The 17,506-nt window shown below is 43.5% G+C and carries 14 protein-coding genes and 1 pseudogene; 9 read left to right on the top strand and 6 right to left on the bottom strand.

The features are described from left to right. The first annotated feature begins 29 nt into the window (after positions 1 to 29). The 4 genes from WKR92_RS02665 to WKR92_RS02680 are packed head-to-tail and all read left to right on the top strand — an operon-like array spanning position 30 to position 6,797. Positions 30 to 3,026, top strand: coding sequence for a SusC/RagA family TonB-linked outer membrane protein (locus WKR92_RS02665; RefSeq protein WP_375556288.1), 2,997 nt, complete (start codon positions 30 to 32; stop codon positions 3,024 to 3,026). A gap of 18 nt (positions 3,027 to 3,044) precedes the next feature. Next, a complete protein-coding gene (locus tag WKR92_RS02670) occupies positions 3,045 to 4,535 on the top strand; it encodes a RagB/SusD family nutrient uptake outer membrane protein (RefSeq protein ID WP_375556289.1) in 1,491 nt (496 codons plus the stop codon). 24 nt (positions 4,536 to 4,559) lie between these two features. Continuing rightward, the gene (locus tag WKR92_RS02675) at positions 4,560 to 5,396 is read left to right on the top strand and encodes a LamG domain-containing protein (RefSeq protein ID WP_375556290.1); all 837 of its coding nucleotides are present in this window, start codon (positions 4,560 to 4,562) and stop codon (positions 5,394 to 5,396) included. A gap of 24 nt (positions 5,397 to 5,420) precedes the next feature. Next, a complete protein-coding gene (locus tag WKR92_RS02680) occupies positions 5,421 to 6,797 on the top strand; it encodes a glucoamylase family protein (RefSeq protein ID WP_375556291.1) in 1,377 nt (458 codons plus the stop codon). Positions 6,798 to 6,823: 26 nt separating this feature from the next. Here the strand turns inward: WKR92_RS02680 and WKR92_RS02685 are convergent, their stop codons facing one another. The 4 genes and pseudogenes from WKR92_RS02685 to WKR92_RS02700 all read right to left on the bottom strand — a co-directional run bounded on the left by WKR92_RS02685 (position 6,824) and on the right by WKR92_RS02700 (position 8,936). Next, on the bottom strand, positions 6,824 to 7,693 hold the full coding sequence (locus WKR92_RS02685) for a ChaN family lipoprotein (protein ID WP_375556292.1): 870 nt from the start codon (positions 7,691 to 7,693) through the stop codon (positions 6,824 to 6,826). A gap of 20 nt (positions 7,694 to 7,713) precedes the next feature. Next, a complete protein-coding gene (locus tag WKR92_RS02690; RefSeq protein ID WP_375557948.1) occupies positions 7,714 to 8,250 on the bottom strand; it encodes a ChuX/HutX family heme-like substrate-binding protein in 537 nt (178 codons plus the stop codon). 42 nt (positions 8,251 to 8,292) lie between these two features. Continuing rightward, a pseudogene (locus tag WKR92_RS02695) lies at positions 8,293 to 8,598 on the bottom strand (ChuX/HutX family heme-like substrate-binding protein); the annotation flags it as partial. A 59-nt stretch (positions 8,599 to 8,657) separates the two neighbouring features. Then, positions 8,658 to 8,936, bottom strand: a complete 279-nt coding sequence (locus WKR92_RS02700; protein WP_375556293.1) for a hypothetical protein — start codon at positions 8,934 to 8,936, stop codon at positions 8,658 to 8,660. A gap of 261 nt (positions 8,937 to 9,197) precedes the next feature. Between WKR92_RS02700 and fabF the strand changes: the two genes are divergently transcribed. The 3 genes from fabF (at position 9,198) to WKR92_RS02715 (ending at position 12,260) form a co-directional block, all read left to right on the top strand. Next, a complete protein-coding gene (fabF, locus tag WKR92_RS02705; RefSeq protein WP_375556294.1) occupies positions 9,198 to 10,439 on the top strand; it encodes a beta-ketoacyl-ACP synthase II in 1,242 nt (413 codons plus the stop codon). A gap of 181 nt (positions 10,440 to 10,620) precedes the next feature. Then, positions 10,621 to 11,175, top strand: a complete 555-nt coding sequence (locus WKR92_RS02710; RefSeq protein WP_375556295.1) for a DNA-3-methyladenine glycosylase I — start codon at positions 10,621 to 10,623, stop codon at positions 11,173 to 11,175. A 2-nt stretch (positions 11,176 to 11,177) separates the two neighbouring features. Next, positions 11,178 to 12,260, top strand: a complete 1,083-nt coding sequence (locus WKR92_RS02715; RefSeq protein WP_375556296.1) for an NADH:flavin oxidoreductase/NADH oxidase — start codon at positions 11,178 to 11,180, stop codon at positions 12,258 to 12,260. 5 nt (positions 12,261 to 12,265) lie between these two features. Here WKR92_RS02715 and WKR92_RS02720 read toward each other — a convergent pair whose 3' ends face one another. Then, entirely contained in the window at positions 12,266 to 14,356 is a 2,091-nt protein-coding gene (locus WKR92_RS02720; protein ID WP_375556297.1) for a family 43 glycosylhydrolase, read from the bottom strand. 171 nt (positions 14,357 to 14,527) lie between these two features. Between WKR92_RS02720 and bla the strand changes: the two genes are divergently transcribed. Then, the gene (gene bla, locus WKR92_RS02725; protein ID WP_375556298.1) at positions 14,528 to 15,328 is read left to right on the top strand and encodes a subclass B1 metallo-beta-lactamase; all 801 of its coding nucleotides are present in this window, start codon (positions 14,528 to 14,530) and stop codon (positions 15,326 to 15,328) included. Positions 15,329 to 15,459: 131 nt separating this feature from the next. Next, positions 15,460 to 16,362 (top strand): DUF937 domain-containing protein, encoded by a 903-nt coding sequence (locus WKR92_RS02730; protein ID WP_375556299.1) that lies wholly within the window; start codon positions 15,460 to 15,462, stop codon positions 16,360 to 16,362. Between the two features lie 15 nt (positions 16,363 to 16,377). Here the strand turns inward: WKR92_RS02730 and WKR92_RS02735 are convergent, their stop codons facing one another. Then, positions 16,378 to 17,475, bottom strand: coding sequence for an MBL fold metallo-hydrolase (locus WKR92_RS02735; protein ID WP_375556300.1), 1,098 nt, complete (start codon positions 17,473 to 17,475; stop codon positions 16,378 to 16,380). Positions 17,476 to 17,506: the final 31 nt, after the last annotated feature.

The raw sequence follows: 17,506 nt of genomic DNA on the forward strand, positions 1-17,506 counted from the left end.
TGTCAATTTTTAACTCTAATTATGAGCGTATGAAAATTATTACTTATTGTCTCGCGGCATCTCTCTTTTTTCTTAGCAATTATATATGGGCTCAAGAGCTGATAACCGTTAGTGGTGTCGTGCGCGACGCTGAGACAGGGGAGACGATTCCCGGTGCTACCGTCAAAGCGAAGGGATCTAGTGCAGGGACACAAACCGATATTGACGGAGCCTATACCTTGCAAGTTGATGCCAATGAAACCTTAGTATTCAGCTTTATAAGCTATGCTATACAGGAAGTTGCTGTCAATAACCAGACACAGATCAATGTGGAGTTGGCGAGCTCGACTCAAGAGCTCGATCAGGTTGTTGTGATAGGATATGGTACGGCAACGAAAAGGGATTTGACGGGTTCAATCGCCACTGTGGAAGGTGAGGATGTGGCCAATAAACCCGCTACAAACCCTGTTGCATCCATTCAAGGTAAGGTAGCCGGAGTCCAAATAGTCAACTCGGGTCGCCCGGGCGCAGAGCCGGATGTCCGGATTCGGGGAACAAACTCAATCAACAGCGTTAAGCCGCTTTATGTGGTTGATGGAATTCTAAACGATAATATCAACTTTGTTAACCCGGCTGATATTGAATCGATGGAAATCCTGAAAGACCCCTCATCCTTGGCAATCTTTGGTGTCAGGGGTGCAAATGGTGTTATTATCGTAACCACCAAACAGGCTAAAGCCGGACAGCTCAACTTTAATTTCAACTCAACCATTGGTATTAAGAGTGTTCAGGACCGAATGGAACTGACAGATGCGACTGAGTTTAAATTGTTATACGATGAGCAGCTGGCAAATGAGGGCAATCCACCTTATGACTATACGTTTTGGAATGCGAATACTGATTGGCAGGATCAGATATTTCAGCAGGGTATCTTAAATTATAATAACCTCAGTGTTAGTGGTGCATCGGAGAATAATAAATTCTACATGGGCTTGGGCTATACAACCGAAGAGGGTATTATTCACCATGAAAAGCTAAACAAGATTACGTTAACGATAAACGACGAGCTACAGGTTACGGATAATCTGCGCTTTGGGGTTAATTTCAACGGTTATCGCTCGCAACTGCCACAGGGAAGATCGGTTGCTTCCGCAGTAAGAGCGGCACCTATAGCCCCTGTTTATAATGAAGAATACGGGCTTTATCATACCATGCCCGACTTTCAACGTGCACAAATATGGAATCCATTGGTTGATATCATGGATCGGAAAAACACGGCAATTAATCGTGAATACCGTGCTGTAGCGAGCATTTTTGGAGAGATCGACTTTCTAGAGCATTTTACCTTTAAAGCTAATTTCCTAGCGGATTACGGATTTAATCAAGGACGCTCCTATTCGCCACTGATCAATGTGTACAACCCGGATATAGAAGGTGAAGATAAAACCCATAATCTGGAAAGCGTAACACGGGTGTCACAGAATCAAAACATTTTTACCAAGGTGCAAACCGACTGGCTACTGACTTATAAAAACAGTTTCGGTGATCACAACTTGACCGCTACTGCGGGTTGGACGAGCTATTACAACTCATACGAATCAACCAATGCGAGTCGTACGCAAGGCAGCGGAGACCCGATTCCAAACGACCCGGACAAATGGTACGTTGGCATCGGAGCATCGGACACGCAACAGGGAAATGGAAGCGCATGGGAACGAGCAACCCTCTCCTTCCTTGCTCGGGCACTCTACAACTATAAAGGCAAGTATCTCTTAAATGCTTCCTTCCGCCGAGATGGTACCTCAGGATTCTATAAATACGGAAATCATTGGCAGAATTTCGGTGCAATTGGAGCTGCATGGGTTGTGTCAGACGAAGAGTTCCTGCTCGACAACTCGACGATCGACCGACTCAAGATCAAGGGCTCATATGGTGTGCTAGGTAATCAAAATACCGGCGGAAATCAATACCCTCTCTTCCCATTACTCATAGCGGGCAATTCAGCGGTTTTTGGTGACAACATCATCCCGGCCTATGAAGCAGAATATATTCCCGATCGTGACCTGCAATGGGAGCGAGTTCATGCATGGGAAGCAGGTTTTGAGTTGGCGGCTTTTGAAAATCGCTTCTCTTTAGAAGCTGTGTATTATCATAAGGATACAAGAGGTATCATTGTAACGGTGCCGGCTTCACTAGGCGTACGGGCTGGTTTATCGAATCCCGGTGAGGTGAGGAATAAAGGTATTGAGCTATCCACTTCATGGACGCAAAACTTTAATGAGGATCTTTCTTTAACAGTTGGGGGTAATTTGACGACGATGGATAATGAGGTAACGAAGCTGCTTGATGAAGGCTTTGATATTTTTGATGGGGTTTCCAGAACTAGCGTTGGTTACCCAATTGGATACTTCTACGGCTATGTTTCAGACGGGATCTACCAAACCAATGAAGAATTTCGTGTTTCGCCAACACACCCAAACGCTCAAATCGGAGATATCAAGTTTCAGGATACTGATAATAACGGTGAGATCGACGAAGCTGATAGGACCATCATAGGAAATCCAACTCCCGATCTGACTTATGGATTCTCATTTAACCTGAATTATAAAGGTTTTGATTTGGGAGCCGACTTTATGGGTGTTTATGGAAATGAAATCTTCAGAAATTGGAACAGAAATTCGTTTGCACAATTCAATTTCTTGACGGACAGATTGGAGCGCTGGCACGGAGTGGGCACCTCTAACTGGGAGCCGATTATGGACTCGGGAAGATCGAATAACCTGCTGCCGTCTACCTATTTCATTGAAGATGGTAGTTTCTTTCGACTTCGGAACCTGCAATTAGGTTATAATTTTAATGAAGATCTGCTGACGAGGTTAAAGGTAAAATCACTTCGCATCTTTGTAAATGCACAAAATATGTTCACACTGGCCAACAACACGGGCTATACTCCCGAAATAGGCGGTAGTGCGACTTCCTTTGGTGTGGATAATGGAACCTATCCGGTTCCGACCATCTATACTTTTGGAGTAAACTTAAATTTCTAATTGCTAAACAGTACGATCATGAAAAAATTAAACATCCTATATATTAAGTTTTCTGTTTTCGTCGTATTCGTTGCGATGATGACTGCAAGTTGTAAAAAAGACTGGCTTGACCGAAAGCCCCTAGGGCAGCTGACCGAAGAGGATTTGGATCCCGGTTCACTTGAAGGACAGGTATTTGCCATCTACGGAGGCGGGCTCAGACATGAAGGGATTAGCGGCCTACCTTATATCGCTGTTCATAATATGCGGGCAGATGATGCTTCAAAAGGAAGTTCTCCCGGCGACGGAGAGGACGCTGCCAGAATCTTTGATGAGTTTCAATATGTAACCGACTTTTGGTTGATTAATTCGTATTGGACAGGACAGTATAACCTGATTAACCTCTCTAACAATGTCATAGCAGCGGCTGATTCAATTGAAAACAAGACACCCTTGACCATGATAAATGTGGGCGAAGCAAAGTTTTTCCGAGCATTTGCATATTTTAATCTGGTAAGAGCATTTGGAGAAGTACCGAAGATCGATTTTAAAATTAATGACCCTAGCGAGGCAATTGTCCCTAAATCGACCATCGCGGAGATTTATCAGCTGATTGATGCGGATCTGGATGAAGCGGTAGCTGCCTTGCCCCCTACCTGGGAAAGCCAATATATAGGTCGCATAACAAAAGGAGCCGCATTAGCCCTTCAGGCCAAAACCTTTTTAGCCCGTCAAATGTGGGCTCCGGCATTGGCTTCAGCCGAGATGGTGATGGGCTCGGGTATATACGATCTGAGTACTCCGTATAATCAAATATTCCGGGAATCACAGGAGAACGGTAAGGAGTCTGTATTTGAAATTCAAGCTTTTTACTCGCAAAGCAATACCAATGTTGGAATTACCTATGCGAGTCGCCAAGGTGTACGGGGTGCGGGCGATTGGGACCTAGGTTGGGGTTGGAATGTACCGAACCAGAAAATGGCGGATGCTTTTGAAGAAGGTGATCCCCGCAAAGATGAAACACTGCTCTATACCGGACAGTCGAATTCGCCTTATGGAGAAATACTTCCATCAAATCTCCCAAGACCTTATTGGAATAAAAAAGTGTATACGGATCCTGATATCAGACGCTCTACCGGTAGCAAAGCGGGCCAGTGGTTTAATATGCGGGTGATCAGGTATGCCGACGTGGTATTGATGGCGGCTGAGGCGGCGAATGAATTGGGCGGATCTGCAAACACGGAAAAAGCTCTCGAATACCTTGAAATGATACGGGCTCGTGCTCGCGGAGGGAACCCAGCGGTTCTGCCTGAGGTAACCACGACAAATCAAGGTGAATTAAGGGCAGCAATTCAACATGAGCGGCAAGTGGAATTGGGGATGGAACATCAACGTTTCTTCGATCTGGTGCGATGGGGACTTGCAGCTGAAAATCTTCCTGGCTATCAACATAAGCATCGTTTCCTACCGATTCCTCAACCAGAAATAGATAAGTCAGGTGGCGTTCTAATACAAAATCCAGACTATTGATTGCTGACCACTAAATCGTTCATTATGAAAAAGATTATATTTAAAACAATAGCGGCTATATTTTTCCTGTCCCTATTGGCTACTAGTTTCATTGGCTGCCAGAAAATGGACCGGCCGCCGATGAATATTATACCGGATGATACAGCGCGACTTAACGGGCCTTTACAACTATTTCTTTCTTTTGAGGATAGTCCGCTTGACAGTATTCACGATGTGGATGGCTCTGTGCAGGGCGTAAGCTATGTTGAAGGCAAACGCGGAAAAGCTTATCAGGGTTCATCGAATGGTCAGATTCTTTTCGGTAATGCAGGTAAATTATCATCGATGACTAGCTTTACGGTGGCATTCTGGATGAATACCGAAAAACATGGCGGTGGAGCGCAGTCCATTTTTATGTTGCCAAGAACTTCCGACTTCTGGGGAAATCTCTTTGCGATGATCGAAGGAAACGAGGATGAAGCAGACAATAGCATGCTTCTGAAGTTTAACTTCGCTGGCAACTGGGTGGAGTTTAGTGGTAATAACGGAGTAGACCGACTTCCCGATATGTATGGGAAATGGCGTCATTTAGCTTTCAGTTACGATGAGAACACGTCGAAGTTTGCTGCATATCTAGATGGGCAGGCCATCGACCTACCGGCAAGTGTGACCGATCGGAAAAGTGGTGACGCACCGCTAGGACCTTTGGCATTCCAAGATGCTTCTCAATTTGTCATAGGAGCCTTTCAGCAACATATTGGCGTTGGAAACGCTCCCGATGCTTGGATGTTACACTATACCGGCATGTTGGATGAATTTAGAGTTTATACAGAAGCGCTCTCGGCAGATGAAATAAACCAGCTATTTACGGATAACAGATAGAAATTAACACGAAAACAAAGCACTATGACTAGTAACTATTTAATAGCTATCTTCTTCTTGATCGGCTCTGTGGCCATGAACGCTTGTACGACGCCCAAAGACACAGATACAGACCAACCGGATGAAGAGGATACAACAAGCTTAAGCGATGATTCACTTCTTACCTTGGTTCAAAAGCAAACATTTAATTATTTCTGGGATGGCGCAGAAGAAACTTCCGGCCTCGCGCGTGAGCGGATTCATATGGATGGTGAATATCCGCAAAACGATCAAGACGTTGTCACCATAGGTGGCAGCGGGTTTGGTATTATGACGATACTTGTGGGCATCGAACGTGGCTTTATTTCGCGTGCAGAAGGCTATACTCGTCTCAATAAGATTGCCGATTACCTGGCAAAAGCCGACCGCTTTCACGGGGTTTGGCCTCATTGGCTACATGGACCAACTGGGAAAGTAAAACCCTTTAGTGCAAATGATGATGGCGGAGATCTGGTTGAAACGGCTTTTCTTGCGCAGGCATTGATTACTGTTCGTCAGTATTTCCAAGACGGTAATGAAGAAGAGCAAGCTTTGGCAGCGAAAGTTGACGAGCTTTGGAAGTCCATAGAATGGGATTTCTACAGAAACGGCGATCAGAATGTACTTTACTGGCATTGGAGTCCGAATGTAGGTTGGGAAATGAACTTCCCCATCCGTGGTTATGATGAATGCTTAATTGTTTACATTCTTGCAGCGTCTTCGCCAACTTATGGTGTTCCTGCGGAAGTGTACCATGAAGGTTGGGCTAGAAGCGGTGATATTAAATCAGGTTCTGAACAATATGGTATTAAAACGATTGTTGCGCACAATGGACAAAATGGAAATGTGGGGCCTCTTTTTTGGTCGCATTACTCCTACCTGGGTTTAGATCCACAGGGTTTGCAAGATCAATATGCAAATTATGAGGACTTGACAAGAAACCACACGCTGATCCATCGTGCCTATGCGATCGACAATCCAAAGAACTATGAAGGCTATGGTGAAGATATGTGGGGTTTCACATCGAGTTATTCAATCAATGGCTATTCGGGTCACAGTCCGAACAACGATCTGGGCGTAATTACCCCCACAGCCGCAATTTCATCTATCCCTTATACTCCAGAATACAGCATGGAGGTTATGAGACATCTTTATGAAGATTTAGGTGACAAGGTGTGGGGGGAATATGGTTTCTACGATGCGTTAAGTGAAACGGACGACTGGTACCCTACCCGCTATCTGGCGATTGATCAAGGTACGATGCCGGTGATGATTGAGAATTATCGGAGTGGACTGATTTGGGATTTATTCATGAGCGCACCTGAAATTAAAGCAGGATTAACGAAGCTGGGCTTTACGAGTTCGAAGCATAGTTTGGACTAAGTCTTCACTGGTACCCGAAACTCCGCTTAATGCGTCTTGGTCATACTAGAATCAACAACAATGATAAAATCGGCTAGCTGATGATTTTTTTCGTCAAGCTGGTCGATATTATCTTGGCTGACAGTAGTGATCGTTAGGATCTTTCTAAGAGGTATATCACGAGAAAGAAAGTTTACAACTCCCTCCTTCCGATCGCTATGGTAAGAGCCGTTCAGATGCAAGAAGATGGTTTTCCTTGTACTATTCTCTAGAATAAAATGAGCCATGGTGGCATCTTTAATTGCTTGAGCCTCCATCATATTTTTCCCTTGATGGCCTTCAACCATTTGGGTAATCTCCTGATAGGAAACCTGAGTCGTGTCAATTTCTATCGGAAGAGGTGCCATATAACTCTTTGCTTCGTCCGTAAATTCGCTAAGCACGGCTAGGCCTTTATGGTAAACCATGTTAGCGTACCTTCTAGGCACATTGGTGGCAATCAACTTAAGTTTGTTCTTTTTAGCGAACTCAAGAATCGGCTTGTAATCGGTTTTATAATTCTTCCATAAGCGGGTCTCCTCTTCAAAGTTCTTCTGGCTGATCTGATCAGCAAAATACTCATCGATCAGCAACTGATTATCAGCTTCAAACATTTCCGTGCCTATCACCAATCGCTCGCCATGATCATCAAATAGCGCATGAGTCAACTCTAATTGCAACCAATGGCTAATGGGATTGTTATGCAACTCGCCGAAGAAAACATGTGACTTATCATTGGTTTTTCGGATGACCTGATCAAAATCTACCTGTTGCCCATCACCGGTAAAAATCAAGTAAGCCCTCTGGGCAAATACATGCCCAGAGTAGCTTAACAAAACAAAAACAAGAAAAGTAAAACACACAGATTTATTAGTCATATCCGTTCTGTTAATTTTATTTATTTCTTTACTAAATAGTCAGCGACCACCTTTCGCCAAGCTTCGTTTTCAGGGATTCTTGGTTTACGCTTACCGAAGAACTGGACAATAATGTTGCCGTCTTTATCGTAAGCCTCTATACTCGTAACATCACCATCAGTCGTTGGTTTCTTTACCAGCCATACGCTGTCAACTGCATCCTCACGCAGGTGCATATTAAACTCTGGATCTAAGATATTAAACCAAGGGCCGCTTTGCAAAAGCTTCTTGGCTTTTCCGGTGTGAATCTGAATACATCCGCGGCTACCAATAAAAACCATGATGTCCAGATCTTGCTCGGACACCGCTTCTAGCAAACCTTTTACCGAGTCGAAATACACCTCTGTGGCATAACCTGCTGGGGCAAGGCGCATAGCCTGTCTTCTGGAAACGCCGAACTTGTTCAAAAAGCCAAAAAACTGGTGAGTGTCCGTTAATGCCAACCATGCTTCCTTAAAACTATCCACATCAATTTCACTATCCGGTTTCTCAACAATGGTTTTATCGACAGGTTGCACTAATAATGGAGCCTCTTGATCGTCTGCTTTAAACTTCGCAACCAAGGCTTCGTAAGCGTTCAAATCACTTTTCTCTGTCAAGTAGATTTTATGAACAGCCGTACCATCTAAGTCAAAAAACTGCAGACTCTTGCGCTCCTTTTCCTGCACAGCGAAACCGAAATGCCACGCAGTCATAAACAATCGCAAGTCGATATCCGGATTAACCACCAAGCCAACGTGAACGTTAAACGTAGCTTTAGTATAGACACCCTTACGTTCGTGTACGGCATGATCATTTCTTGTCAAGGCCATTACATAACCTAAAGTTTTGATTTCCTTCAATATCTCTTGAAACTCTGGTCGTAAAGCAACATTCTGCTCTCTCCATCAATGGTACGGTCTCCGAGATTCTAGTAGATCTTGGATTAGAAGATCAGATCGTAGGGGTAGATGTAACGAACGCCTAACTGATTGCTCAGGACATTTTCTACGCTGGTCGACGCTCGTAAGCGAATCTCCTCATTCGTGATCAGACGCACGCGATAAACTGATTTTCTCAAAGACTGCGGAGCGAACTGTCCTGTAACGACTACTTCATCCAATGCATTGCTTTTAATTGTATCGGTTAAACCAATATTTTGCGCTTGCGATTCAACAGCAACACACACACAAAACAGAATCAACATGTAATAAGTATGTTTCATTTATTTAGAACGGTTATAAACAACAGCACAAACCTAATCACATTATTTAGAATGATTACAAACAAAATCAAGATATTCCGTTTAACGTCTATTTCCGTGCTATTTGTTTCTTTTGGCGTCACATTAAAATGTAGAGATAAACTCAAGCGCATTAGTTTATTATTAGTATTTTTGCACCTTGTTAAAATATGCAGGAAGGTTTTACCAGCGCTTTGGCTCAAGAGCTCCGCTTACTAAAAAGTAAAAAGAATAGATAATTATATGAAAAGAGTTGTCGTAACAGGACTAGGAACCGTCAATCCACTTGGACATGATATCCAATCATTTTGGGAAAATTTATTAGCAGGAACAAGTAGCGCAGGAAAAATAACACGTTTTGATGCATCGCTGTTTCGTACCCAAATAGCCTGTGAAGTAAAAGATTTCGATCCAAAAAGATATCTCGATAGGAACGAAATTAAAAGAAGTGACCTATTCACCCAATATGCCCTTTACAGTGCATCACAAGCCATGGAAGATTCGGGTTTAGAAGTCGATAAGATGGATCCTTTTGATATTGGTGTCGTATGGGGTGTCGGACAAGGCGGAATGGAAACTTTTGAGACCGAAGTTGAAAACTATGTAAAAGGTGAGTATGTTCCTCGCTTTAGTCCATTTTTCGTACCTCGTCTCATTGTCAATATGGCTTCCGGTCTTATTTCGATGAAGTTCGGCCTTCAAGGTATTAACTATGCAACGGTTTCTGCTTGTGCAACCGGCAATACGGCTATTATGGACGCGTTCAATTATATCCGCATGGGCAAAGGAAAGGTATTCGTAACTGGTGGCTCTGAGGCGCCTATTACGGCTGCTTCTGTGGGTGGTTTCTCTGCGATGAAAGCGATGTCGGCCAGAAATGATGATCCATTAACCGCCAGTAGACCTTACGATCAGGATCGCGATGGTTTTGTAATGGGCGAAGGTGCCGGCGCTATTATACTTGAAGAATATGAACACGCAAAAGCACGAGGTGCTCATATTTATGCAGAACTGTCTGGAGCGGCCATGACGGCAGATGCCTATCATATGACATCTCCACACCCCGAAGGTATCGGTGCGTCGAAAGCAATGCAGTTAGCGTTAAAAGAGGCGGGACTGAATCCTGAGGACTTAGACTACCTAAATCCACATGCAACGTCTACCCCTATCGGGGACATTAGCGAATTAAATGCAATTTCAAAAGTATTTGGAAGCTCACCTCATTTGCAGATCAGTGCAACGAAATCGATGACCGGTCACTTACTTGGCGCTGCGGGCGCAATTGAAGCAATTGTAGCTATCAATGCGATCAAACATCAAGTGATTCCACCGACGATCAATGTTGAGAAATTAGATACTGATATTTCCAAAGACTTCAATATTGTTTTAAATGACCCGCTTGAGACCCGCGTTAACAACGCAATGAGCAACGCTTTCGGTTTTGGTGGACATAATAGCACCTTGGTTTTTGAGAAATTATCTTAAACTAAGATCAAAATATATTTTAAAGGCTACCTGACGACGCAGGTAGCCTTTTTTATGCTGGCATTTTTCATATTAAAATGCACTGAGCGAAAAGGAAAATCATTTTAGAGTAAACATCAACCATCCTTTACGTCGCCTTCTAAATAAAAAACAGATATTTACACTAAATAGAATCTACACTATGTCCTACTGCCATGCGATTGAAAATATGACCGGAGATCGACGGGATCTTCACAAAGCTTATCACGATGTTTTATACGGATTCCCGATTCATGACGACAATGAACTTTTTGGGCGACTTATTCTTGAGATAAATCAAGCCGGTCTCAGCTGGGAAACGATCCTAAAGAAAGAACCTGCTTTCAGAGAAGCCTATCACAATTTTGATATTCAAAAAATAGCTGCTTATACGGAAGCCGACCGTGAGCGACTTTTAAGCGATGCTGGTATCATTCGAAACCGGCTAAAGGTCAATGCTGCTATAGAGAATGCAAAGACGATAGTGGGCTTACAAGAAGAATATGGATCCTTTGAAAGCTGGTTGGAACACTATCATCCCTTAACGAAGGACGAATGGGTGAAACTATTCAAGAAGACATTCAAATTTACAGGCGGCGAAATAGTGAATGAATTTCTCATGAGTATTGGGTACTTGCCCGGTGCTCACAGCGCCGATTGCAAAATTTATCAAAAGATATTAAAGGAAAAGCCCCTTTGGGCGCAGACAGGAAATTAGAAATGAGCAAATTACTTTCATCGATTCGAATCGGAAAATTTGAACTTAAAAATAGAATTGTGATTTCACCGATGTGTCAGTATTCGGCGAACGACGGTTTCGCGAACGACTGGCACTTGGTACACTTGGGTAGTCGTGCTACTGGCCGTGCCGCTTTGATTATTCAAGAAGCAACAGCCGTTTCCCCGGAAGGTCGGATTAGCTATGGTGATTTAGGTTTGTGGAAAGATGAGCATATCGAAAAGCTAAAACAGATCGTTGATTTCTTACATAGCCAAGGCTCGCTGGCAGGTATTCAGTTGGCTCACGCTGGCAGAAAAGCCAGTTCAGAAAAACCGTGGAATGGTGGTGGTCAGATCAAATCAAATGACAAAAATGGATGGATTACCTATAGCGCTAGTCCAAAGGCATTTAAGGAGGGACAAGAACCTCCCGTCGAACTCGACCATAACGGAATCGAGCAGGTAATTACTGACTTTAAAGAAGCAGCTAAGCGCGCTGTAAAGGCCGGTTATGATGTCATCGAAATCCATGCCGCGCATGGTTATCTGTTGCATCAGTTCTATTCACCGTTAAGTAATCAAAGGACGGATGAATACGGTGGCAGTTTCGAGAACCGGATCCGCCTAATCCTAGAAATTGTCGACAGCGTTAAATCAGCTATGACCGAAGATCAGCTATTATTTGTTCGAATCTCAGCTACCGACTGGATCGACGGTGCTTGGGATATCGAAGACTCGATCAAGCTGGTTAAGATTTTGAAAGAAAGAGGTGTACACGTTATCGACACTTCGACCGGCGGCAATCAGATTACCAATATACCAGCTGAGCCAAACTACCAGGTTCCTTTTGCTGCACAAATCAAGAAAGAAACAGGAATTTTGACTGGCTGTGTGGGCCTAATTAACAGTCCACAACAAGCCGAACAAATTCTGGAGAATGAGCAAGCTGATTTAATTTTCATCGCTCGTGAAAGCCTCCGCAATCCCCATTTCCCGTTATATGCAGGAGTGATTTTAGATGACGAGATAGCCTGGCCACCTCAATATGAGCGGGCGTTCCCAAAACACGATGAATGGAAATAAAATGCTTAATCTGCTAACGTAGGGCCATGCACAACGATTTCTCCCTTTTCGTTTACCTCCATCCTGTCTATAAACACCAGTCGTTCGTCACCTGTCTTTTCCGTGCGACCGTGATAGACGCATAGCATGCTATCCCCGTCAGGCGAAAAGGTAATGCTGTTATGACCGGTTCCCGTTACTTTTCCGTTTTTTTGTAAAATGGGGTTTTCGACTGCTTTAACAAAAGGACCGAGCGGACTTTTTGATGTCGCATAACCTACTGCATAGTTCTGTCCTCCGAAGAAATTAGCAGAATACATCATGTAGTATACATCATTCTTCTTGAAGATATACGACCCCTCCGTCCACCGACGGTTCGCTTCACGAGCGGTTACCGAGCGACTTTCCCAAGGATGAACATCAAGCTCCAATGGCGGTCGCAATAATAATTTAGGGTCTCCAATTATACCACTGAAATCGGGTTTCATTTCAACACCATACACCCAACTCTCTTCAATTTCGTCGTACCAACCTTTTTCTCTCGCCCAAGCAGAAATTTCACTTTCTACAGGATGTTTATAGCAACAACGCGAATAGTACAAATACACCTTGCCATCTTCAAACCACACGTTCGCATCAATAATCGGATAACCCGGATCAAAAATCGGCCGGTTGTGCATATCAATAAATGGTCCAGTTGGTTTATCGGAAACCGCAACGCCAATTTTAAAATTTTCTAGCTCATTCGTAGGGTTCACCTCCCATTGTGCACTATAGAACAGGTAGTATTTCCCATGACGATGGTACACCTCCGGCGCCCAAAAAGCATCGATACCCCAACCATTTTCATTATCGCTATAATAAACCTGACCTTCAAATTCCCAATCCTTCAAATTGGTCGACGAATACGCCGCAAAGCCCTTTTTAGCGCCGCCGCCGGTTCCGTACATATAATAGGTTCCATCAGAATCTTTCATCACGTATGGATCACCAAAGGCTACTGGTAGAGGGTTATTTCCTACGGTCGCATGGCTTTTATCCGAATGCTGACGCTGAATAATCTCAGCCTCGCCGCTCGGTCTCTTTATTCTATTACCAGTAGGAATAGGCTTCCCAAATACAGGTTCACCTTTCTCGTTCCATGTAAATTTCTGCGTTCGGATATCCCGATCCCAACCCGGCTCTAAGGATTTTTTACTATGGTACACAATCCACCACTCCGAATCGTCGGGCGACGTGGTAAAACTTGCGTGTCCTGTTCCGTGAACCTGTTCGGTTCCCATAAACACTGGTCCCTTCTTCTCCCAGTTAGCCGGATCCATGGGTGACTTGGAAGAGTCAATTAGGCGCAATTGGCCTAAGCGATAGTTTTCCAGCCAGGATTCGCGGGTCGAATAAATAATGAAAGTTTGTCCATCACGTTGCAATACCTGAGCACCTTCATTTAAATCCAATGGGCCACCTGTTTCCCATGACTCTTCTGGTGATGAAATCTTTACCCTTTCGGAACTAATTGAATACGGATTACTCATTTCTGCAATATACAAATGCTGCTTTGTGGCATCTGTTTCTTCGTTTTTTTCCCAACCTGACCAAACAGCGTAGAGTTGACCATTAAGTTCTAAAGGTGTAACATCAATCGCCCAGATTGTATTCACATAATCATTTGGATCATCGCCAGTCTTCAAAATACCGCGATCTATATATTCTCCCTGTGGATCATCGCTTACAGACTCAAGCACACCTGAACGTTGATAAATAAACGGAGGGCCCGATTTTCCTGCCGCATAATATATGTACCATTTATTACCAATTCGGTGCAACTCAGGAGCCCAAAGGCAATTCTGATTCCATCCTTCATCCGGCGTTTTCCACACAGTCACTCGCTCACCGGGCTCAGTAAGTGTTTTCGATTTTGTAACGGTCAACGTATTTCCACTCTTTCCTCCCACAGCACACATATAGTAATAACCATCGTGTTTAGTAACCCACGGGTCGGCCCCGTTAGCTATTGGATTTGTAAAATGCGTCGTTGACGTTTCATTCTGCGCACGTGCATGCTGAATGTTGAAAGCCGACAAAAATATTAGGCAAATAAAAATTAACTTAATTCTCATAAGGATATCAATCGTAAAGGTCTCAAATCGTAAATTGAACATAGAATCTCAGGGCCGCCCCAATCGTAAAGGTAACGAATGTATTTCTTTTTGCTGTATTCAAACATGAAGGATCTTTCAGAAATAAATTTAATTTTTCCGTACTTTGAAATTAAATAAAAGAAATTCGCCATGACCAAAAAGATACTGCGCACCTTATTAACACTAAGCATTTTCATTGCCGCCTGCAGCACCGGTAGAACCGATGCAGATCACGAAACCGGCGAGAGAGACGTCACGACATCTGATGAAACTGCCCTGCATAAAGATTCAGTTCTCTATAGTAGTGAATCCTTGCAAATAAGGCAGGTATCAGAACATGTGTATCAACATACCTCCTATCTATCTACCAACGACTTTGGAAACGTACCCTGTAATGGTATGATTGTATTCAATGGAAACGAAGCGATCGTCTTCGATACGCCTGCAAGCGAAACAAGTTCAGAAGAGTTATTGAGCCAGTTAGATTCCATGGGATTTGAAGTAAAGGCTGTCGTAGCCACTCATTTTCATGCCGACTGTGTGGCTGGACTAAAACAATTCCACGCTCGGAACATACCGTCATATACGAATACGCGTACATTGGTACTTCTCGACGGACTATCTTCTGAACAGATGCCTCAAAACGCCTTTGATCGCGAAATAGAGCTCATGGTAGGTGGTCAGAACGTATACGCTAAATATTTTGGAGAAGGACATACGACCGACAATGTGATAGGTTACTTTCCGTCAGACCAAGTGCTTTTCGGCGGCTGTTTAATTAAAGAAATGGATGCTGGAAAAGGAAACTTAGAAGATGCCAATACCGATGCGTGGCCTGCGACGGTTATGAAAATCAAAAAAGAGTATCCTAATCTTTCCAAGGTTATTCCCGGACATGGTTCCATCGGAGGCCCCGAGCTCCTAGATTATACCATCACTTTATTTCAATAAAAGCGTTAAGCAAAGTAGCACTCAGACGCAAACAAAAGTTTACTCACTTTGTTATCCTGACTAATGAACTGATTTTCAAAAAGTAACAAGCTTTTATTATCAGTTAAAAACAAGTTAAAACAACAAGTGATATGAACTTAATCGAAATGATCAAAGAGGAGATTGACGGAGACGTACTTTCCTCCATAAGCCAAAAAGCGGGCGTCAGTCAAGAACAGGCAGAAAAAGGCCTTTCTGCAACCATCCCAGCCGTTCTAGCTGGAATCTTAAAAAATAACAATGGTGAAAATTCCAGTCTACTGGGAGGATTATTTGTTCAAGGAGCAGGCGACGATCAATCAGAAGAAGATGATTCACAACTACTGAACCGTGGAAGTGCGATGGCCAATAGCTTATTTGGAACGGAGCGTGAAAAACTAACTACTGAAGTGGGGAATGCGACCGGACTCGATCACAATAAATCCTCTGGACTTCTAGCGATGGCTGTACCAACGATCACGGGACTGATAAGCAAATTAATGACCAAGCACAATTGGAATCTCACTGATGTTCTCGGTAGGGTTGCATCTACCAAAGACGATATTGCTACATCACTTTCAGATATTCCACCTGCTGGTTTTCCGAAAACGGATACTCCACCGGACGAGCGACATGAACCGGAGGAAAGACCTATCGAAGTCCCTCCAGCACCCATTCCACCAGTTGTGGATGAACCCGTTATTGACGAACCTGTTAGTAGCGATGAACCCATAATCGGCGACGCGATTAGAGACGAGGAAATCATCGACGAAACCAGTGTAACAAGGGAGCCCTTAAGAACCCTTGACGATTCAGAGGATGTTCCGCTTTCTAAAGAACCTATTACTCCCGCATCCATTGCACGCGAAACTGTAGAACAAGAACATATAGAGTCTGAACAAATACCACCGAGAGCAGCCATACCTCCAGAACCAAGTCCGAAGTCTGGTGGAGGAATGCTACGATGGTTACTGATAATTGTCCTGGTAATTCTAATTCTCTGGTGGCTTCTATAAGTTTCTGACAAGATCTTAATGAAGCTCGTCCCACCACCTAGAATAGCTTCGACCAATATCATCTAAGCTCAGCTCTTCACCGATCATGGGGGTAAGGAGTGGAATACCGTTCACTCCGTTAAGCTCCGTGATTTTGTTCAATGGTTCATTCCATGGGTGATGAGCTAGTTTGAATTTCGACGAATGCACAGGTAACAGTCGTTTTGCTTTTAGATCGGCCGCAGCCTTTAACACTTCTTCTGGCAACATATGAATAGCCTGCCAAGCTTTATTGTATTGACCATTGTCGAGAATGGCAAGGTCGACTGGACCGTGTCGCTCTCCGATCTGAGCAAAATGCTTTCCATAGCCACTGTCACCTCCGATATAGATCTTTTTCGTCGGCGACTCCAAAACGAAAGACATCCACAAGGTGTTATTTCTAGAAAATCCACGGCCAGAAAAATGTCTGGCAGGCTCTGTATGGATCAATAGATCATTCGTTAATTCAACAGTTTGATACCAATTTTTTTCAATGATTTTATCTTTCGGATAACCCCAATACTCAAAATGCTGCCCTACACCTAAGCCACAAATCACCTTCCCCACTTTCTCTTTCAACTTTATAACGGTTTCATAATCGAGGTGATCATAATGATCATGTGTAATCAGCAAATAATCTATGGGAGGAATATCATCTGTCGAATAGATATCAGAACCATTGAATGACAAATTCGTACCAGGAAGAGGTGAGGCGTTACCACTAAAAACAGGATCAACCAAAAAGCGTTTACCATCTAACTGAAGATAATAAGACGAGTGTCCAAACCAAACCAACACATTGCTATCAATTGGCAGCTCAAACAAATCGGTCTTCACTGAAGGTAAAGAATCAACAGGTATAGTTTCAGGAAATTTGGCAAACAGGAAGTTGAAAAATATTTTCGGCATGGAATAGCCCTCTGTTAAAGAAGGAGTCTCTTCTATGTTCTGAAAAGCTTTATCCTTATAGTTGTCTGCTTGCATCATGCGTTCTAAGCGATTTCCCGTTGGCGCTTTTCCGAACTTTGGTTGGCGCATGTACAGAAAAATAGCTGCTACGGCGAGCATTACAATACCAATCAGAACTATCATTATTTTTTTAATTACGGAAGATTTCTTTGCC

This window comes from Albibacterium profundi, from assembly GCF_042159835.1.
GTDB classification, from domain to species: Bacteria; Bacteroidota; Bacteroidia; order Sphingobacteriales; family Sphingobacteriaceae; genus Albibacterium; species Albibacterium profundi.